This window comes from Ruegeria sp. HKCCD7221, from assembly GCF_013031225.1.
Taxonomy (GTDB): Bacteria; Pseudomonadota; Alphaproteobacteria; order Rhodobacterales; family Rhodobacteraceae; genus Ruegeria.
In genome coordinates, this window is sequence record NZ_WPZE01000006.1 from 105,883 (window position 1) to 123,069 (window position 17,187).

Below are 17,187 nucleotides of genomic sequence, written 5' to 3' on the forward strand. Positions count from 1 at the left end.
GGCTAATCGTTACAGGGTAACATAAATGAGTCTCATCCCGGATATCTCGGAACTGCTGGCACGCGCGCGTGCGGACCTGCGTATGGGTGTGCCTGTCATCCTGACAGATGACAGCGGCTTCAGCGTTCTTGCAATCGCGTCAGAAACACTAAGCGCCCAACGGCTTGCGGATTTGCGCGGGCTGGGCGGTGAACCGGTCGTCGCCATTACCGTGCGCCGGGCAGAAACGCTCAGGGCGCGAGCCTATGATGGGGATTTGGCACGGGTGATTATTCCAGCCGATGCGGATATCGGTTGGGTTCAAGCGGTCGCCGACCCGTCCGATGATCTGAACGCACCGATGAAAGGCCCCCTGATGACGCAACGTCAGGGCAGCTCCAGCCTGCATCGTATCGCCATTGCCCTGACCAAATCCGCCCGCTTGCTTCCCGCAGCCGTTGTTGTCCCCATTGATGACGGGCGCGCCTTTGCCAGCGCACATGGCCTCACCTGCATTGATCACACCCGGGCAGCACCGCATCTGGCAGACCGCAGCATTCTGAACGAAGTGGTAGCCGCGCGCCTGCCCATGGAGGTGTCCGAGGCCGGGCGGCTTCACGTCTTTCGTCCGGAAGATGGCGGCGAGGAACATTACGCCATCGAAATCGGACGTCCCGACCGTAGTAAACCCGTATTGGCCCGTTTGCACTCGGCCTGCTTTACGGGCGATCTCATGGGCAGCCTGAAATGCGATTGCGGCCCGCAGCTTCGGGGTGCGCTTGCCCAGATGGGAACGGAAGGGGCCGGGGTGCTGTTGTATCTGAACCAAGAAGGGCGCGGTATCGGGCTGGCCAATAAGATGCGGGCCTATTTCCTTCAAGATCAGGGCTTCGACACGGTCGAGGCCAACCATCGGCTGGGATTCGAGGATGACGAACGGGATTTTCGTTTGGGTTCGGATATCTTGAAATCTCTGGGGTTCAGTGCTGTCCGATTGCTGACCAACAATCCGGCCAAGATCGCGATGATGGAAAAAACGGGAATCGCCGTTACGGAACGCGTCCCGCTGAAGGTCGGAGAAACAGCCCATAATCGCGGGTATCTGGCGACCAAGGCGGAAAAATCGGGCCATCTGCTTTGATGCCCTCTGACCTCGTGCTTACACCGCGCGGCGTCCGGTTTGCCGGGCGCACGTTTCCCTGTTCGATCGGCAAGGGTGGGCTCAGCAACACCAAGCGTGAGGGCGACGGCGCAACCCCGACCGGTGTTCACCGTATCGTCGGTATGCTTTACCGCCCTGACCGGATCGCGGCGCCGAGCCCATTGGCCATCCCGATTGGGCCGTGGGATCTGTGGTCGGATGACAGCAGCGATAACCGATATAACCAACTGGTCAGCGCGCCCTACCCGTTCAGCCATGAAAAGCTGCGCCGGGCAGATCCCTTATACGATCTGGTTTTGCTTACCGACTGGAACTGGCCTAATGCGGTCCCGGGAAAAGGTTCGGCAATCTTTCTGCATCAATGGAGAAGGCCCGGCTATCCCACCGAAGGTTGCGTTGCGTTTCGAAGGGAACACCTTCATTGGATCGCCGGAAGGATAACACCCGATACGCGGCTGATTATTCCTGCGGTTTGACACGCTCGCCAAAGATCGCCGATCCGACACGCACATGGGTTGCGCCCAATGCGATGGCCTTTTCAAAATCACCACTCATGCCCATGGACAGCCCCGTTAGCCCGTTCCGGTCTGCGATTTTGGCAAGCAGCGCAAAATGCAGCGCGGGCTCTTCCTCGACCGGAGGGATACACATCAACCCGGCCAATGGCAGATCCAGATCACGGCATTCGGCGATGAATGCATCTGCCTCGGCAGGTATGACACCGGCCTTATGATCCTCTTCCCCGGTATTCACTTGTATGAACAGGTCGGGACAGGCTCCGATCTCTTGCGCTAGACGCGCCAGCGTTCTGGCGAGCTTGGGGCGATCAACAGAGTGTATCGCGCTGAACAACTCCATGGCCTGACGCGCCTTGTTCGTCTGGAGCGGTCCGATCAGATGCAGATCAATATCAGAATAGTCCCGCATGAAGTCGGGCCATTTCCCCATGGCCTCTTGCACCCTGTTTTCCCCAAAACAGCGGTGCCCCTCATCCAGAACACCGCGAACGCGTTCGTTCGGCTGTACCTTGGACACGGCAATCAGCTTAACAGACCCGTTTGGCCGCCCGGCAGCGGTTTCAGCTTTTTGGATACGAGTGGCGATATCATGCAGCGACATGGGGATCCTCAATTGGTTTGAGGCAGCAAAACACCATGTCAGCCCAAAAGAAAAGGGCAGGTCCGAAGACCTGCCCTTAAACCTTGCGGTTCAGATCAACTTAGAAGTTGAACTGAGCACCGAAGTCAGCACGGATGGTGCTGTCTGCGCTGCCGACTTTGGTGTCGCCGATACCACCGCGCAGCGATGCACCGCCACCCAGGTCGTAGATTGCGCCGATACCATACTGACGGGTGTCACCGTCAGCCGAACCGTCACCGTAAGCGGCGGTCAGGGTCAGAGCCGAACCAACGTTGTAAGCTGCCGACAGACCGTAGAAGGTGTCGTCGGTTGCTTCACCAGCTGCGTTCGGAGCGGTGTCGCTTTCGTCACCAACAAACAGGGTGCCCGAGAAGTCGCCCCATTCACCACCCAGGGTGAAGACCAGCAGGTCAGGGTCATCGCCGAACGAACCCGCGTCGGTCTGACCATAGGCCAGAGCTGCGGTGATGTTGTTGAAGGTGTAGGTCGCGCTGATGTCCCAGCGGTCTGCATCTTCAGGAACGCCGCCCAGAGCAACGGTTGCCTGGTCATACGATGCGCCGAATGCGAAGTCGCCAACTGCGTACTGGAAGAACACAGCGTTCGAACCCGAACCGGTCGACGAGTAACCCAGGAAGCTGTAGTTAACGCCCGAGTACTGGCCGATGAAGTTTTCCAGGCCCGGCTCGTTACCGTAGTAGTTTGCCAAGTTGTCGAAGGCACCTGCAACGTTGCCCGCGTCAACACGCAGACCACCGTAGATGACCGAGAAGCGTGCGCCGTTCAGGCCGGCTGCGTTTGCTTCACCGTTGCCGGCGTTTTCGTCAGCCTGCAGACGAACACGAGCCGAGAACTCAACGCCGCCATCGGTTTCAACGACGCCGTCGATGTTCAGACGGAAGCGCGAGATCAGGATGGTGTTGTCGGTGTCGACAGTCGCGTTGGCGTTGGTGCCGGTTCCGCGAACAATGTCACCGCTTGCGGTGGTGGTGAAGTTCGCAACCGAACCGGTGCGGTCTTCTTGGTATCCAATACCAAAGCGGCCGTAACCGCTAAAGCGTACATCGGCCGCTGCAACACTTGCGGTTGCGATCAGAGCGGTCGATGCGAAGAGAACTTTTTTCATCTTGTTTCCCTCGGTTTCAAAGTTTTTCTACTCGACACATGCCTCAGCACATGTCTCAGCACGGGAACCGTTTCGCTCTTTTTGCCCCCTTCGCGCAAGCACTGCATAATTGGACAGCCCGTATTGGCAACAGATTGGTGCAAGGATGCCACAGTCCGTTTTGAGCCTTAAAGCATCAGCAATACCGCTTATTTGTTACAATAAGAGGGTTGTTGCCGCACTGGACCTTGTCTAGGAGTATCACTGAACGAACGAGACCAAGTGAAACAGGACCAGTCGACGATGCGCCTGCAGACGATTATCGGTTTGATCATAGTGGCTGCCGCAGTGTCGGCCTGCGGACAGAATCGAGGGGCCGCGCCGAACCCTGATCTGCTTAATACAGACAGCGGACGATCAAGCGAACGCGAACTGAACGATCCCAACCGTTCGACCATCTGGGATGTATTCGACACCAGAAACGCAGAGCAGGTTACAAATGTGAACCGCTATCTGTGGGCGGCGTCGCTGGATGTATTGAATTTCCTGCCCGTACAAGAGGTCGACCCATTTACTGGCATAATTGTAACGGGTTACGGGACACCCCCGGGTGGCGGACGCTCGTATCGGGCGACGGTTCATATCAGCGACCCGGCTCTGGCGGCGCGCTCTTTGTCGGTGGCATTGCAATCCAGCGGCGGCGCACCGGTCAGCGCCGCAACTACACGCGCGGTCGAGGATGCCATCCTGTCCCGCGCCCGTCAGTTGCGCATTGCGGACAACAAGCTCTAGCAACCCGCCGAAAATCACAATATTACCACGCCGGGTTCATTCCCGGCGTTTTCATTCATGAAGGACCGCACGATGTCGCGCTACTCGGCCAACGAAATCGAAGCTAAATGGCAAGAGGCCTGGGACAAGGCCGGGATCTTCACCGCCAACCACAAGGCGGATAAGCCGAAATATTACGTGCTTGAGATGTTCCCCTACCCGTCTGGCCGAATCCATATGGGCCATGTGCGCAATTACACGATGGGCGACGTGATCGCGCGGCACAAACTGGCAACCGGCCACAATGTGCTGCACCCGATGGGCTGGGACGCGTTTGGGATGCCTGCGGAAAACGCGGCGATGGCCATTGGCGGCCACCCCAAAGACTGGACCTATGGCAATATCGCCGACATGCGCGGTCAGATGAAACCGCTGGGTCTGTCGATCGACTGGTCGCGCGAGTTTGCAACCTGTGATCCGGAATATTACGGCCAGCAACAGGCGCTGTTTTTGGATATGCTCGAGGCTGGTCTGGTTTACCGCAAGAACGCCGTGGTGAACTGGGATCCCGTCGATATGACCGTTCTGGCCAATGAACAGGTGGAAAACGGCCGCGGCTGGCGCTCGGGTGCGCTGGTCGAGCGCCGGGAACTGACGCAGTGGTTCTTCAAGATTTCCGACTATTCCGAGGAATTGCTGGACGCGCTGGATACGCTGGACAACTGGCCTGCCAAAGTCCGCCTGATGCAGGAAAACTGGATCGGCAAGTCGCGCGGCTTGCAGTTCGGCTTTGAACGCACTGATGGCGGCGAACCGATCACAGTCTACACGACCCGCCCTGATACGCTGATGGGGGCGTCTTTCGTCGGTATTTCACCCGACCATCCGATCGCCAAACAGCTTGAGGCGGAAAACCCAGAAGTTGCTGAATTTGTTGCGGAATGCCGCAAGGGTGGCACCACGGAAGAGGCCATCGAAACCGCCGAGAAGCTGGGCTATGACACCGGCATCAAAGTAAAACACCCGCTGGACCCGAATTGGGAACTGCCGGTCTGGATCGCTAACTTCATCCTGATGGATTATGGCACCGGCGCGATCTTTGCCTGCCCCGCACATGACCAGCGCGATCTGGATTTCTGCCGCAAATACGGCCTGCCCGTGGTCGATACCTTCTTTGCAATGGACGATGAGTCTCCGGTCGACAAGCTCGCATTCGTTCCGCTGAAAACCGAAAAAGTCCGCTGGGTGAACCACTTCGCTGGCCTGACCGAGGCAACAGGCGACGAGGCCATCAACACCACCGTCGATTTCGCTGAAAAGGCCGGATGGGGCCAAGGTGTCACCAAGTACCGTCTGCGCGATTGGGGGCTAAGCCGCCAACGCTATTGGGGCTGCCCGATTCCCGTTGTGCATTGTGATACCTGCGGCGTGGTGCCCGAGAAGAAAGAGAACCTGCCGGTCCGCCTGCCCGACGATGTGACCTTTGACAAACCCGGCAACCCGCTGGACCGTCACCCGACCTGGCGCGACTGCGTTTGCCCGTCCTGTGGAGCACCGGCCAAGCGTGAAACCGACACGATGGACACGTTCGTCGATTCGTCGTGGTATTTCGCCCGGTTCACCGCTCCGCGCGCCGAAACACCCACCGATCTGGCCGAAGCCGAATACTGGATGAATGTCGACCAGTATATCGGCGGGATCGAGCACGCGATTCTGCACCTGCTTTATTCCCGCTTTTTTGCGCGGGCGATGCAGATCACCGGCCACCTGCCAAAAAAGGCGATTGAACCGTTCGATGCGCTGTTCACGCAAGGCATGGTCACGCATGAGATCTACCAGACCCGCGACGCCAATGGCCGCCCGGTTTATCACCTGCCCGAGGATGTGACCGACGGCAAGCTGGCCGACGGCACCGAGGTTGAGATCATCCCCTCGGCCAAAATGTCGAAATCCAAGAAGAACGTGGTGGATCCGGTCAGCATCATTTCGGCCTTTGGCGCAGATACCGCCCGCTGGTTCGTTCTGTCCGATTCGCCGCCAGAGCGTGACGTTGAATGGACCGCATCGGGGGCCGAGGCCGCGTTCAAGCACCTGAGCCGCGTGCATCGCATCGCGTCGGAAATCGCGGAATCGGACGCTCCGGCCAATGCCGAAGACGAAACCCTGCTGCGTGAGATGCACAAAGCCATCCACGATGTATCGGGCGGGGTCGAATCCTTTGGCTTCAACGCGTCCATCGCCAAGCTTTATGCCTTTACCAACACGTTGGCCAAGTCCAAGGCGGGCTCTGACGCCAAATGTCAGGCCGCCAAGACGCTGGCGCAACTTATGTCCCCCATGACACCACACCTGTCAGAGGAACTGTGGCAGTTACTGGGCGGCGAGGGGCTGGTTGCCACCGCCCCCTGGCCCGCCGCGGATGAGGCGATGCTGGTTGACGATACCGTCACCCTGCCGATCCAGATCAACGGCAAACGCCGCGCGGAAATCAGCGTTCCCAAGGATATGGACAAGGCAGAGGTTGAAAAAATCGCGCTCAGCACCGAAGCTGTGCAAAAGGCGCTGGATGGCAATGCACCGAAGAAGGTGATTGTTGTCCCAGGCCGGATCGTGAATGTCGTTGTTTGACCGCAGAACCCTGTTAATGCTGCCGCTGGCGCTAGCCGCCTGCGGTTTTGAACCCGTTTACGCCCCCGGAGGATCAGGCGATGCCCTGAACGGAAAGGTCCAGGTTTCCGCCCCAAATGATGTTGAAAGCTATTTGCTGGTTCAAAATCTGGAACAACGGCTGGGTCGCAGTTCGGGCTCAGTCAAAGACTACCAACTGGATGTAAATCTGGTCACCCAGACGCGGCGCGCGGCCATCCGGACCACCAACGAAACCGACCGGTATACGATCGAGGGCCGTGCCAGATTCGCCCTTAAGTCGAATGAAACAGGTCAGGTTATGACTTCTGGAACGGTTTCGGACTTTGTCGGGTATTCGGCAGCGGGTTCGACAGTGTCGACCCTTGCGGATGAGCGCGACGCCACTGACCGGTTGATGGTCATTCTCTCTGATCAGATCGTCAGCCGCCTTTACGCGGCACCGGGCCTGACTCAATGAAACTCAGCCCGCGCGAGGCCGACGGCTATTTCGCTAAACCGGACGCAGACAAGACCGGTCTGCTGATCTACGGGGCCGACGCCATGCGCGTGGCGCTGAAGCGCCAGCAGGTTCTTGCGGCGCTGTTGGGCCCAAATGCCGAAGAAGAGATGCGCCTGACCCGATTGCCGGGGGCCGACTTGCGCACGGACCCCGCAGCGCTTTTGGATGCGGTAAAGGCAGTTGGCTTCTTTCCCGGCTCCCGCGCTGTTCTGGTCGAAGACGCAACAGATGCAGCAGCGCCTGCGATCCTTGCGGCGCTGGAGGATTGGCGCCCCGGCGATGCGCAGATTGTCGTTACGGCTGGGCAGCTCAAGGCCAGTTCAAAAATGCGCAAGGCATTCGAGGCACATCCTGCAGCGTTTGCGACCGGAATTTACGATGATCCGCCTTCGCGCAACGAGATTGAGCGGGTTCTGACACAAGCCGGTTTGAAGAACATCCCTCGCGATTCCATGTCGGCCCTGACCGAGTTGGCTGCTGGCATCAGCCCCGGCGACTTCTCTCAAACCGTTGGAAAACTGTCGCTTTACAAGTCCGGCGACGCAACTGAACTGACGATCGAAGATATCGAAGCTTGTGCCCCACGCTCGACCGAAGCCGCGTTGGATGATGTTCTCAACGTCGTTGCCGAGGGTCGCGCCGGAGAGATCGGTCCGCTGATCCGAAGGTTGCAATCGCAGGGCACTGATGCGGTCGCGTTGTGTATCGGCGCCACTCGGCATTTCCGCACGTTGTATGCATGTGCCTCAGACCCCGGTGGTGCGGCGCAGGGGATCGGCAAAATGCGCCCACCGATCTACGGCAAGCGCCGCGATCGGATTGTACGGCAAGCGCAAGGTTGGGGTGCCGCGAAACTTCAGACTGCCCTGACTGTTCTGACAGATACGGACCTGACATTGCGGTCCGCAGGTCAGACAGCCCCGGCAATGGCACTTGTTGAACGGGCGATGATCCGTCTGGCGATGCTGGCACGGCCGCGTTAGCGCCCGGTTTCCAGCCACTCGCAAGCCCTGCGACCAGCCCAGCGCCCGGTTGCCAGACATGCCGTTAGCAAATAGCCCCCGGTCGGGGCCTCCCAATCCAGCATTTCACCAGCACAAAACACCCCCGGCAAAGACGTGAGCATAAGCTTGTCATCCACGGCGGCTTTGGCAACGCCTCCGGCTGTCGAGATCGCCTCATCCATGGGGCGCAAACCGGCGTGATGAATGGGTAAGCGTTTGATCGCAGAGATCAATTTCGCGGGCGCAAGAACTTCACCCTTTGTCATTTCGTGGAACAGCGCGACTTTTTGAGGGGGCAGTCGCAGTGATTTCTTCAACCACTGCGACACGGTTGTCTTGGACTTTTTGGCTGAAAGGCGTTCTGTCAGGACCGACGTGTTCAGGTCAGGCGTCAGATCGACAAACAACGAAGCACCTTGGCGCAGGGCTGGGGTCAATGAATACAACCCTCCGCCCTCCAGCCCATTGGCGGAAATCGTGGCCTCTCCCCGACTGGTGGCGTCCCCGGCCACCCATTGAATCGACTTCAGGGCCGCACCGAAATGAGGGCGCATGTGATGACTCCAATCCACCGAAAGGGCCGAATTCGACGGTTCAAACGGGGCAAGTGGAATCCCTTTGGCCGCCAGAATTGGGGCCCACTGCCCGTCAGAGCCCAACCGCGCCCAACTTGCACCGCCCAGTGCCAAAATCGTTGCATCCGAGTTTACGCTTTGTTTGCCGTCGGGGGTTTCGAATACCAGAGCTCCGTCCTCCCATCCGATCCACCTCCAGCGCGTTTTGATCTCAACGCCAGCCGACCCGAGCCGACCCAGCCATGCGCGCAGCAAGGGGGAGGCTTTCATCGCAGTTGGAAACACGCGCCCAGTAGACCCGGTAAACACTTCCTGCCCCAGATCACGGGCCCAGTCCTGAACATGGGTTGCGTCAAATTCGGCCACGATAGGACGCAGCCACCGGGCAGCGGGACCATAGAATTGCATCAGGTCCTCGAATGGCTCATCCTTGGTCAGGTTCAAGCCAGACTTCCCGGCCATCAGGAACTTGCGCGCGACCGATGGCTTGGCCTCGGCCACTAATACGTCATGACCAGCCGCTGCAAGCTCTTGCGCAGCAATCAGGCCAGCGGGCCCTGCCCCGATCACCACTGCCTGTGCCATTCCTGTCCTATTGCCTTCTGCCGAATCCGACGCAACTCTTGCCAAGTTATGTCAGAAATTGATCCAATCTGCCCACTTTGCGACCGTCCGATACCAGATGGGCACGGCAGCCTGCACCATCTGATCCCAAAACTCAAAGGGGGCAAGGGCGGGCCCACCGTTTTACTGCACGTGATCTGCCACAAAGAAATCCACGCAACCCTGACCGAGGGCCAGTTGGCGCGGGAATTCAATACAGTAGAGGCTTTGCGCGCTCATCCAAGGTTGGAAAAATTCCTGACTTGGGTTCGCAAGCGCCCGCCCAGTTTTCGCTCGAAAGTGCCGGGGCGCAGGCGTGCGCGATAGTTATTCGGGCCAAACTTGATCCCCAAACGCGTCCCGTACCGGGGACGAAAGCCCGCTGACCTCAAGCCCGCGATAGTCCGGGGAAGGCGCGAACGTTCCACCGGCAACATGCTGAAACTCCAGAGTGGTATACGGCCTTTTCCACAGCCATTCCCGGTTTTCGACAGCCCATAAATCCGCATTTGGGGGCGTTTCATCCGTGAACGCATAGAAATGCAGGTCAAACCCGTATTGCGCAACATCCTGCATAGACAACAAGCGCATCCCCTGCACGCGGCAAAATGCATCCTCGGCAGCGATATCGCCCGTGCGCAGCGTGATCTGACCAAGACGCGCTTCTGTAAAGGGGTGTGACGAAGTGGCCGCATTTTCAGGCCGATTACCTTCAAAATCCCACTGCAAGAGTTCGATCACGAAGCCCTCGGGGTCTTTGAGATGGCACATGTAACCGATATCCAGAAATTGCTTCGGCTCCGAAACCTCCACCCCCTTTTCACGCAGGAAGGTTGCCGCCAGATCCACATCCGGCAGGGTTATTCCGATCTTCCAATATCGTTGCCCCTGATCGTGGCTGTATTTGCCGCCACCCGGCATCATGACCACGTCGGCGTCAGGGCCGCCGTAGCCGACACGTTGGCACACCCCTTGGCCTTGGACAGTCATGCCAAGAATGTCCCGGTAAAATGCCGACAATCGTTCCGGATCAGACACGCGCAACCGAAGGGCGGATAACCTCATTCGCACAGCCTTGCGATACCCTGCGCGATTCTGAGATCGGCCTGCACACTGTCGGCAACCAGCTCATGCGCCGTTTGCATCAGCAGGTCAGGTTCTACAACGCGATCCACCAGACCAAAGGAATACGCCTCATCCGCAGTTATCTTTTGTCCCGCCATCAAAATCATCTTGGTGCGTGCCGGGCCGATCAATGCCGCCATACGCTTTGGGTCCGAAGGTTGCGGCAGAAATCCAAGCTTCATCACCGGGTAAAAGAACTTGGCCGATGGCACCGCAATACGCAGATCGCAGGCCAGAACCATACCATTGGCACCACCGGCCAATGTGCCGTTCAGTGCAGCGACTGTCAGGCATGGCAAGGCGGCGATGGCACCTGACAAACGCTCCCACAGGTCCGAGGTCGCAAGGCCCGCGCGGGCTTCGTCCAGATCGGCACCGGCGCTGAAAACCTTTCCTGCACCGGTCAGGATCAGGGCGCGAGCCTCAGTCGCATTTTCTGCGATTTCACACAGTTCGGCTAGCATCGCCCCGGTCAATGCATTGGCCTTGCCCGGGTTGTTCAGAGTGACGGTCCACAACCCGTTAGTCTTGGTCAGTTGGATCACGTCAGCCCCACCCTTTGCCGAATGTCTTCGCGCCTAAGCGAAATTTCAGTGCCCAGAAACTCATCCGCATCCTCGGAACACATCCAAAGCAACGCACGGGCAGGCCAATCAGCCGGGATATGATCGCTCCAATCAAGTTGGCTTACCGCGTTGATGCCGCTTGCCTTGATGACGCGCTGCATATCGGTGGCGACGGTTCCGGGCGACAACCCCATCGCGCGGATGCCGTGAATAGCTTCTTCAAGATGCAAGCACTCAGTCAGCATCTTCGCCCCCGCTTTCGAGGCGCAATAATGGCTCCACGCCTCGATAGGGTTTGAAGCCGCGCCTGAGGATACGGTCAGCACAGTGCCGCCACCGGCCGCACGCATCACGGGCAGTGCCGCGCGCATTCCGTAAAAGACCCCCTTCAGGTTGATGTCGATCGCACTGCTCCACGCCGCGACATCGGCGCTGGACATGTGAAAGATCGGGTCAATAACACCTGCATTCCCGATTAAAACGTCCAATCCACCAAACCTGTCCACGCAATCGGCAACGGCTTGTTCCACCTGAGCAAAATCGCTCACGTCGCATTGCAGTGCCAGTGCGTTTTCGCCCAGCGCGTCGGCCAAAGTTGCAATTTCATCGCGGCTGCGCGCGACCAGAGCGACGTTTGCCCCGGCTGCGGCAAAAACACGCCCTGCCTCGGCCCCGATGCCGCGGCTTGCCCCTGTGATCAGTACGGTTTTCCCTTGCATGTGAACCCTGTACCTCCGTTGTTTTTAAATTGTGTGAACCTCTACCGTGCGAAGGGGGAAAGGGTCCACCCCTTGCCCCTTGACGCCCGCCGCCACAGACACGACGATGCGCGCAAGATTTATCAAGAAGGGTTCTATAATGTCCGTTTTTCTTCGCCGTAGCTGCGGCGCAGTATTTGCCTATGCCATTGTGACTCAGGGCGCGCTGGCCGATTTGACCGCGCGGGATGTCTGGAACGACTGGCAGTCCTATCTTACCCAGATGGGATATACCGTGTCCGGCGAACAATCCGTCGACGGAAACGTGACAAGCGTCAGCGACATGAGCATCGCGATGGCTCTGCCAGAGGAAGACGCCACATTCCAGATGCTGGTTCCGCAGATGACCCTTACCGAAAACGGGGACGGGACTGTCAACATCGGTTTCCCCGAAAGCTTCCCCATGACCGTTTCAGGCGAGGGTGAGGGCGAGACTTTCTCGGCCAATATTCTCTACACCCATAGCGGCCTTGAAATGGTTGTATCCGGCGCGCCCGAAGATATGACCTATGACTATTCCGCGGCGTCGCTTGGCATCAAACTGGATGGTGTAGAGGTCAACGGTGAAGAAATGCCAGGCGATATCCTTGGCGCCAATATGGAAATGAACGGCCTGACCGGCAGTTCGCGGATGAAGGTTGGCGAAAACCGTAGTGTTGATCAGACGTTCAAGGCCGCTGGACTGACCTATGGTCTGGTATTCGAAGATCCCGAAAGCGACGAAACCGCAAAGATCGACGGCAACCTCAGCCAGCTTGATTTTGAAGGCACCAGCGTGATCCCGTCCGATTTTGACATGTCGGACCCGCAAGCCTTTTACGACGCCGGGTTCGAGTTTTCGGGCCTGTTCACATACGGCTCTGGCACGACCGCGATGGCGGGCACCAGCGATGGCGAGGCGTTCTCGTTGGGCAGCGAGTCCGAGGGCGGCCGCTTTGCCGCCAGCTTTGACGCACAGCGGCTGGCCTATGACGTTGAACAAAACAGCGCAAAACTGGCCGTGACAACTGCTGACCTTCCTTTCCCGATCGAAATAGCGATGGCCAATGCCGGGCTGAAGTTCGAGTTTCCCATTCAGCAGTCCGAAGAAATCCAGCCCTTTGGATTTGCCATCAACATGACCGATTTCACCATGTCCGACGTGTTGTGGAGCATGTTTGATCCGGCGGGCGCACTTCCGCGCGATCCGGCTACGATTTCGATTGATACGTCGGGCACGGCCAAGGTCTTGACCAACTTCTTCGATCCCGAAGCCGTAGAATCGCTGGAATTCGCCGAAGATGCACCGGGCGAACTGCACTCTCTCAAGATCAACGAACTGCTGATCTCGCTGGTCGGGGCAAAGCTGACGGGTACCGGTGACTTTACCTTCGACAACAGCAACACCGAAGAACTAGGCGGATTGCCTAACCCGACAGGGGCTGCAAACCTGACGCTGACTGGCGCGAATACACTGATCGACAAACTGATCGGCATGGGCCTGATTTCGGACAGCGACGCACTGGGCGCGAGGATGATGATGGGTTTGATGGCTGTTCCCGGTGAAGAACCCGATACGCTGAACTCGAAAATCGAGTTTACCGAAGACGGGCATATCGTGGCCAACGGTCAACGCCTCAAGTAACCATTTGCGAGAGAAGGCCAACCGGCCTTCTCTCGACGCTGCTGCCAGGCTGTCAGATCAAATTGACGGACGAAGGCACAGGCCCGATCCGGCAGGCTGATTTCCATAGTTTCAGGCAATGTGCCGTGATCAGCGACCCTTGGAGCTTCGTCGAAAACCTCACCAGGGTCCAATTTGCACCATAGTTTGAATTCCGGATTCGCCCTTGCCCGGCTTCAGGTCTTGCGAGCGGCGCGGTGCAACGCTAGGTCCAATGTATACAGACCGGAGACCTCATGACCCGAACACCTGAAGACATCAGCCAAGTCCTGTTGGAAACGGCCATAAAAGCCGGAGCCGAAGCAGCAGATACCATCGTGCTTGACGGATCATCGGTCTCGGTCGAGGTCCGTGGCGGGGCGCTGGAACATGCGGAACGGTCGGAAGGTACCGATTTGGGGCTGCGCGTTTTTCTCGGGAAACGCCAAGCTATTGTTTCCAGCTCGGACAGCCGCCCGGAAACCCTGAAGGCTATGGCCGAACGCGCTGTTGCCATGGCGCGTGAAGCACCCGAAGACCCCTATACAGGCCTTGCCCAATCTGACCAGCTTGCAACGGATTGGGACATTGAGGCACTGGAACTCTTTGACCCCACAGCCGAACCTTCTGCCGAAGATCTGATGCAGGACGCGCTGGCGGCCGAGGCAGCGGCGCTTTCCGTTCAGGGCGTTACTCAAGTTTCTGACGCGGCCGCCTCATACAGGACGCATCGCGTCCATCTGGCCGCCACGAACGGGTTTTCCGGCGGCTATGTGCGCAGCAGCCGATCCACATCCTGCGTTGCGATCTCCGGTGAAGGCACCGGGATGGAGCGTGATTACGACGGCGACAGCCGCACGTTCCAGTCAGACCTGCGCAGCCCGACTGATATCGGCCAAAGTGCCGGAGAACGCGCCGTGCAACAGGTCGGCGCCCGCCAACCCGCAACAGGGACGTATCCGGTTCTGTTTGATGAGCGCATTTCGTCATCGCTGATTGGTCATCTTCTGGGGGCCAGCAACGGCGCGGCCATCGCGCGTGGCGCATCCTGGCTGTCCGATCGTCTGGGTGAACAGGTTCTGCCTGACCACCTGTCGCTGATCGAAGACCCGCACCGCCCGCGTATTTCGGGTTCGCGCCCCTTCGATGCCGAAGGTCTGCCCACCCGACGCAGGGCCATCGTTGAAGGCGGCACCCTGACCGGCTGGACCCTTGACCTGTCCAGTGCGCGCAAGCTTGATATGGCATCAACCGGGAACGCCGCGCGGGGCGTGTCCGGCCCACCATCGCCCAGCAACTGGAACCTGAGCCTGACACAAGGGGATCAAAGCCGAGCGGAATTGCTGCGCGACATGGGCACAGGGTTGCTTGTAACTTCAATGATCGGATCGACGATCAACCCGAACACGGGCGACTATTCGCGCGGTGCATCCGGTTTCTGGGTCGAAAACGGCGAGATTGCCTATCCGGTCAACGAATGCACCATCGCAGGCAACTTACGCGATATGCTCAAACGGATCATTCCGGCAAACGACGCGCGGACATACCTGTCCCGTGTGGTTCCGTCCTTGCTGATCGAAGGAATGACACTTGCCGGCAACTGACCTGCCTCTGCTGATTGATGCCGCACTGGAGGCCGGAAAGATCGCCACGCGCTACACGGGCAGTTCTGCGCGGCGCTGGGACAAACCGGATGGCGCAGGACCGGTCACCGAGGCTGATCTGGCCGTCAACGCGATGCTTGAACGGGATCTTCCTGCCGCCCGGCCCGGTTACGGTTGGCTCAGCGAAGAGACCGAGGATTCGCAGGACCGGTTGAGCAAATCCCGCGTGTTCATCATCGACCCGATTGATGGCACACGCAGTTTTGCCGAAGGGTCACGCACATGGGCGCATTCTCTGGCCATTGCCGAAGATGGCGAGGTGACGGCGGCGGTGATCTACCTGCCGCGTCGCGATTTGCTGTATGCGGCCGCCAAGGGACAAGGCGCGACGCTGAACGGCGCGCCGATCCGGGTATCTGGCGTCACTGATTTGAAGTCCGCCGAAATACTGGCTGCAAAACCCAATCTGGACGCACGCCATTGGCTGCACGGTCACCCGCCCGAGTTCCTTCGCAATTATCGGCCTTCGCTGGCCTATCGTCTGGCGCTTGTGGCTCAGGGCCGGTTCGACGGAATGCTGACGCTTCGCCCCAGTTGGGAATGGGATATCGCCGCCGGGGACCTGATCATTCGTGAGGCGGGCGGGGTATGCTCCGACCGTGCTGGACAGCCGTTGCGGTTCAACAACCCCCATCCCCGACTGACCGGAGTTATTGCGGCTGGCACTGCCGTTCACGATCTGCTTTTCGAACAGCTTGACCCGCGGGGCTCGGGGATTATCCCATGAGCAAGCCGCGCTCACTCAGCCTTGCAGCGTATCGCATCCTGTCCTGGGGCGTGCCCAACGCGACAGACGATCCCTATATTCCCAGACCTGATGGTGAGGTGATCTGGATCCACGTCGGAGCACAGGACCGGCAACGCGCGGCCGTCGACTTTTGCCAGCGGTTGCGGCAATCCCGCCCTACACTTTCGATCATCATGTCTGCACCGCCCGAGGCGGATCTTTCCAGATGGGATGCCTGCCCGCATCCGTTGGTTAATCTGCCTGCGGAACAAACCGGTGCGGCCCGCGCTTTTCTGGACCATTGGCGCCCGGATATCGGGCTTTGGATCGGCGGCGGGCTTATGCCCAACCTGATCACCCGCGCATCCGAGCGGGATATTCCGCTGATCCTGATCGAGGCTGAAGTCGACATCAAAGTCGCACGCGGTGGGCGCTGGCTGCCGGACATTACCCGATATACGTTTGACTGTTTCCACACGATCCTTGCGACCACGCCGGACGTCGTGCGCCATATTCGCCGGTTGGGTGTCTCCTCGTCCAAGGCCGAGGTCTCTCCGCCCCTGCATGTCAGCCCCAACCCACGCCCCTGGCCGGAAGACGAGTTGATCGAGATGACGCATGCCTTTTCGGGCCGACCGGTCTGGCTGGCGGCATGGGTTCAGGACAAAGAGTTCATCTCGGTCCTCAGCGCGCATCGTCAGGCCATGCGGATGCTGCCCCGACTGGCGCTTGTCCTTCACGTCGCCGACATTTCCGAAGCCGGTCCGTTGCACAGACGCCTGGAATCCATGGACCTGCGCTGTATTAACTGGGACGATGGCGGAACCATCGAAGACAACACTCAGGTCATCCTGTCGGCAGAGCCTGAAGATCTGGGTCTTTGGCAACGTGTCTCACCTGTGACCTTCATGGCCAGTTCTCTGGAACGCGGCGCGGGCGGACAGGATCCGCTGATCGCGACCGCGCTTGGCTCTGCGGTCATTCACGGCCCATTTGTGCATCGCCATCAGCAACTGTACGATCAATTGGACCGGGCAAATGCGGCACGAACCGTAAAATCCGCGACTGAGCTTGGTGATGCCGTTGTCTCTCTTCTGGCCCCGGATTGCGCAGCGGACATGGCCTTGGCCGGATGGCAGATCGTGACCGAGGGCGCACCCCAGGCAGATCACCTGATCGACATCGTGCAAGATTGTCTGGATCAGCGGAGTTGAGTTG

General features: G+C 59.0%; 17 protein-coding genes. 11 read left to right on the top strand and 6 right to left on the bottom strand.

Translation table 11 applies throughout. From position 1 onward, the window contains the following. Positions 1-25 precede the first annotated feature (25 nt). Positions 26-1,120 carry a GTP cyclohydrolase II gene (gene ribA, locus GOX73_RS15095; RefSeq protein ID WP_171124457.1) on the top strand — a complete coding sequence of 365 codons (1,095 nt, stop codon included), beginning with the start codon at positions 26-28 and terminating at the stop codon, positions 1,118-1,120. Continuing rightward, positions 1,117-1,617 (top strand): L,D-transpeptidase, encoded by a 501-nt coding sequence (locus tag GOX73_RS15100; protein WP_171126359.1) that lies wholly within the window; start codon positions 1,117-1,119, stop codon positions 1,615-1,617. The genes ribA and GOX73_RS15100 overlap by 4 nt, the downstream gene beginning before the upstream one ends. Here the strand turns inward: GOX73_RS15100 and GOX73_RS15105 are convergent. Beyond that, a complete protein-coding gene (locus GOX73_RS15105; protein ID WP_171126360.1) occupies positions 1,601-2,260 on the bottom strand; it encodes a YggS family pyridoxal phosphate-dependent enzyme in 660 nt (219 codons plus the stop codon). The genes GOX73_RS15100 and GOX73_RS15105 overlap by 17 nt on opposite strands. A gap of 100 nt (positions 2,261-2,360) precedes the next feature. Further along, positions 2,361-3,407, bottom strand: a complete 1,047-nt coding sequence (locus GOX73_RS15110) for a porin (protein ID WP_171126361.1) — start codon at positions 3,405-3,407, stop codon at positions 2,361-2,363. A 282-nt stretch (positions 3,408-3,689) separates the two neighbouring features. Between GOX73_RS15110 and GOX73_RS15115 the strand changes: the two genes are divergently transcribed. From GOX73_RS15115 to holA, 4 genes are all read left to right on the top strand, one after another. Then, entirely contained in the window at positions 3,690-4,178 is a 489-nt protein-coding gene (locus GOX73_RS15115; protein ID WP_171124687.1) for a DUF3576 domain-containing protein, read from the top strand. Positions 4,179-4,250: 72 nt separating this feature from the next. Further along, positions 4,251-6,785 carry a leucine--tRNA ligase gene (leuS, locus tag GOX73_RS15120; protein WP_171126362.1) on the top strand — a complete coding sequence of 845 codons (2,535 nt, stop codon included), beginning with the start codon at positions 4,251-4,253 and terminating at the stop codon, positions 6,783-6,785. Beyond that, positions 6,772-7,263 carry an LPS assembly lipoprotein LptE gene (lptE, locus tag GOX73_RS15125; protein WP_171126363.1) on the top strand — a complete coding sequence of 164 codons (492 nt, stop codon included), beginning with the start codon at positions 6,772-6,774 and terminating at the stop codon, positions 7,261-7,263. Before leuS ends, lptE begins: the two co-directional genes overlap by 14 nt. After that, a complete protein-coding gene (gene holA, locus GOX73_RS15130) occupies positions 7,260-8,288 on the top strand; it encodes a DNA polymerase III subunit delta (protein WP_171126364.1) in 1,029 nt (342 codons plus the stop codon). Before lptE ends, holA begins: the two co-directional genes overlap by 4 nt. Here holA and GOX73_RS15135 read toward each other — a convergent pair. Next, positions 8,285-9,469, bottom strand: a complete 1,185-nt coding sequence (locus tag GOX73_RS15135; protein WP_171126365.1) for a TIGR03862 family flavoprotein — start codon at positions 9,467-9,469, stop codon at positions 8,285-8,287. The two genes, holA and GOX73_RS15135, sit on opposite strands and share 4 nt — an antisense overlap. Before the next feature lie 48 nt (positions 9,470-9,517). Between GOX73_RS15135 and GOX73_RS20785 the strand changes: the two genes are divergently transcribed. Next, a complete protein-coding gene (locus tag GOX73_RS20785) occupies positions 9,518-9,814 on the top strand; it encodes an HNH endonuclease (protein ID WP_254428817.1) in 297 nt (98 codons plus the stop codon). Here GOX73_RS20785 and GOX73_RS15140 read toward each other — a convergent pair whose 3' ends face one another. The 3 genes from GOX73_RS15140 to GOX73_RS15150 are packed head-to-tail and all read right to left on the bottom strand — an operon-like array spanning position 9,815 to position 11,897. Next, positions 9,815-10,552, bottom strand: coding sequence for a VOC family protein (locus GOX73_RS15140; protein WP_171126366.1), 738 nt, complete (start codon positions 10,550-10,552; stop codon positions 9,815-9,817). Then, positions 10,549-11,157 carry an enoyl-CoA hydratase/isomerase family protein gene (locus tag GOX73_RS15145; protein WP_171126367.1) on the bottom strand — a complete coding sequence of 203 codons (609 nt, stop codon included), beginning with the start codon at positions 11,155-11,157 and terminating at the stop codon, positions 10,549-10,551. Before GOX73_RS15145 ends, GOX73_RS15140 begins: the two co-directional genes overlap by 4 nt. Continuing rightward, entirely contained in the window at positions 11,154-11,897 is a 744-nt protein-coding gene (locus GOX73_RS15150) for an SDR family oxidoreductase (protein WP_171126368.1), read from the bottom strand. The genes GOX73_RS15145 and GOX73_RS15150 overlap by 4 nt, the downstream gene beginning before the upstream one ends. A 139-nt stretch (positions 11,898-12,036) precedes the next feature. On the opposite strand from GOX73_RS15150, the gene GOX73_RS15155 reads away from it, so the two are divergent. From GOX73_RS15155 to GOX73_RS15170, 4 genes are all read left to right on the top strand, one after another. Next, on the top strand, positions 12,037-13,560 hold the full coding sequence (locus GOX73_RS15155) for a DUF2125 domain-containing protein (RefSeq protein WP_171126369.1): 1,524 nt from the start codon (positions 12,037-12,039) through the stop codon (positions 13,558-13,560). Between the two features lie 275 nt (positions 13,561-13,835). Beyond that, positions 13,836-15,182, top strand: coding sequence for a TldD/PmbA family protein (locus GOX73_RS15160; protein WP_171126370.1), 1,347 nt, complete (start codon positions 13,836-13,838; stop codon positions 15,180-15,182). After that, positions 15,169-15,969, top strand: a complete 801-nt coding sequence (locus tag GOX73_RS15165) for a 3'(2'),5'-bisphosphate nucleotidase CysQ (protein ID WP_171124481.1) — start codon at positions 15,169-15,171, stop codon at positions 15,967-15,969. Before GOX73_RS15160 ends, GOX73_RS15165 begins: the two co-directional genes overlap by 14 nt. Next, positions 15,966-17,183, top strand: coding sequence for a 3-deoxy-D-manno-octulosonic acid transferase (locus tag GOX73_RS15170; RefSeq protein ID WP_171126371.1), 1,218 nt, complete (start codon positions 15,966-15,968; stop codon positions 17,181-17,183). The genes GOX73_RS15165 and GOX73_RS15170 overlap by 4 nt, the downstream gene beginning before the upstream one ends. Positions 17,184-17,187: the final 4 nt, after the last annotated feature.

Excerpts from the sequence above, each read along its gene's own strand:
- GOX73_RS15115 (WP_171124687.1), top strand. The coding sequence starts at position 3,690 with ATGCGCCTGCAGACGATTATCGGTTTGATCATAGTGGCTGCCGCAGTG.
- leuS (WP_171126362.1), top strand. The coding sequence starts at position 4,251 with ATGTCGCGCTACTCGGCCAACGAAATCGAAGCTAAATGGCAAGAGGCC.
- GOX73_RS15110 (WP_171126361.1), bottom strand. The coding sequence starts at position 3,407 with ATGAAAAAAGTTCTCTTCGCATCGACCGCTCTGATCGCAACCGCAAGT.
- GOX73_RS15160 (WP_171126370.1), top strand. The coding sequence starts at position 13,836 with ATGACCCGAACACCTGAAGACATCAGCCAAGTCCTGTTGGAAACGGCC.
- GOX73_RS15105 (WP_171126360.1), bottom strand. The coding sequence starts at position 2,260 with ATGTCGCTGCATGATATCGCCACTCGTATCCAAAAAGCTGAAACCGCT.
- GOX73_RS15140 (WP_171126366.1), bottom strand. The coding sequence starts at position 10,552 with ATGAGGTTATCCGCCCTTCGGTTGCGCGTGTCTGATCCGGAACGATTG.
- GOX73_RS15135 (WP_171126365.1), bottom strand. The coding sequence starts at position 9,469 with ATGGCACAGGCAGTGGTGATCGGGGCAGGGCCCGCTGGCCTGATTGCT.
- GOX73_RS20785 (WP_254428817.1), top strand. The coding sequence starts at position 9,518 with ATGTCAGAAATTGATCCAATCTGCCCACTTTGCGACCGTCCGATACCA.
- GOX73_RS15155 (WP_171126369.1), top strand. The coding sequence starts at position 12,037 with ATGTCCGTTTTTCTTCGCCGTAGCTGCGGCGCAGTATTTGCCTATGCC.
- lptE (WP_171126363.1), top strand. The coding sequence starts at position 6,772 with ATGTCGTTGTTTGACCGCAGAACCCTGTTAATGCTGCCGCTGGCGCTA.
- GOX73_RS15150 (WP_171126368.1), bottom strand. The coding sequence starts at position 11,897 with ATGCAAGGGAAAACCGTACTGATCACAGGGGCAAGCCGCGGCATCGGG.
- ribA (WP_171124457.1), top strand. The coding sequence starts at position 26 with ATGAGTCTCATCCCGGATATCTCGGAACTGCTGGCACGCGCGCGTGCG.
- GOX73_RS15170 (WP_171126371.1), top strand. The coding sequence starts at position 15,966 with ATGAGCAAGCCGCGCTCACTCAGCCTTGCAGCGTATCGCATCCTGTCC.
- holA (WP_171126364.1), top strand. The coding sequence starts at position 7,260 with ATGAAACTCAGCCCGCGCGAGGCCGACGGCTATTTCGCTAAACCGGAC.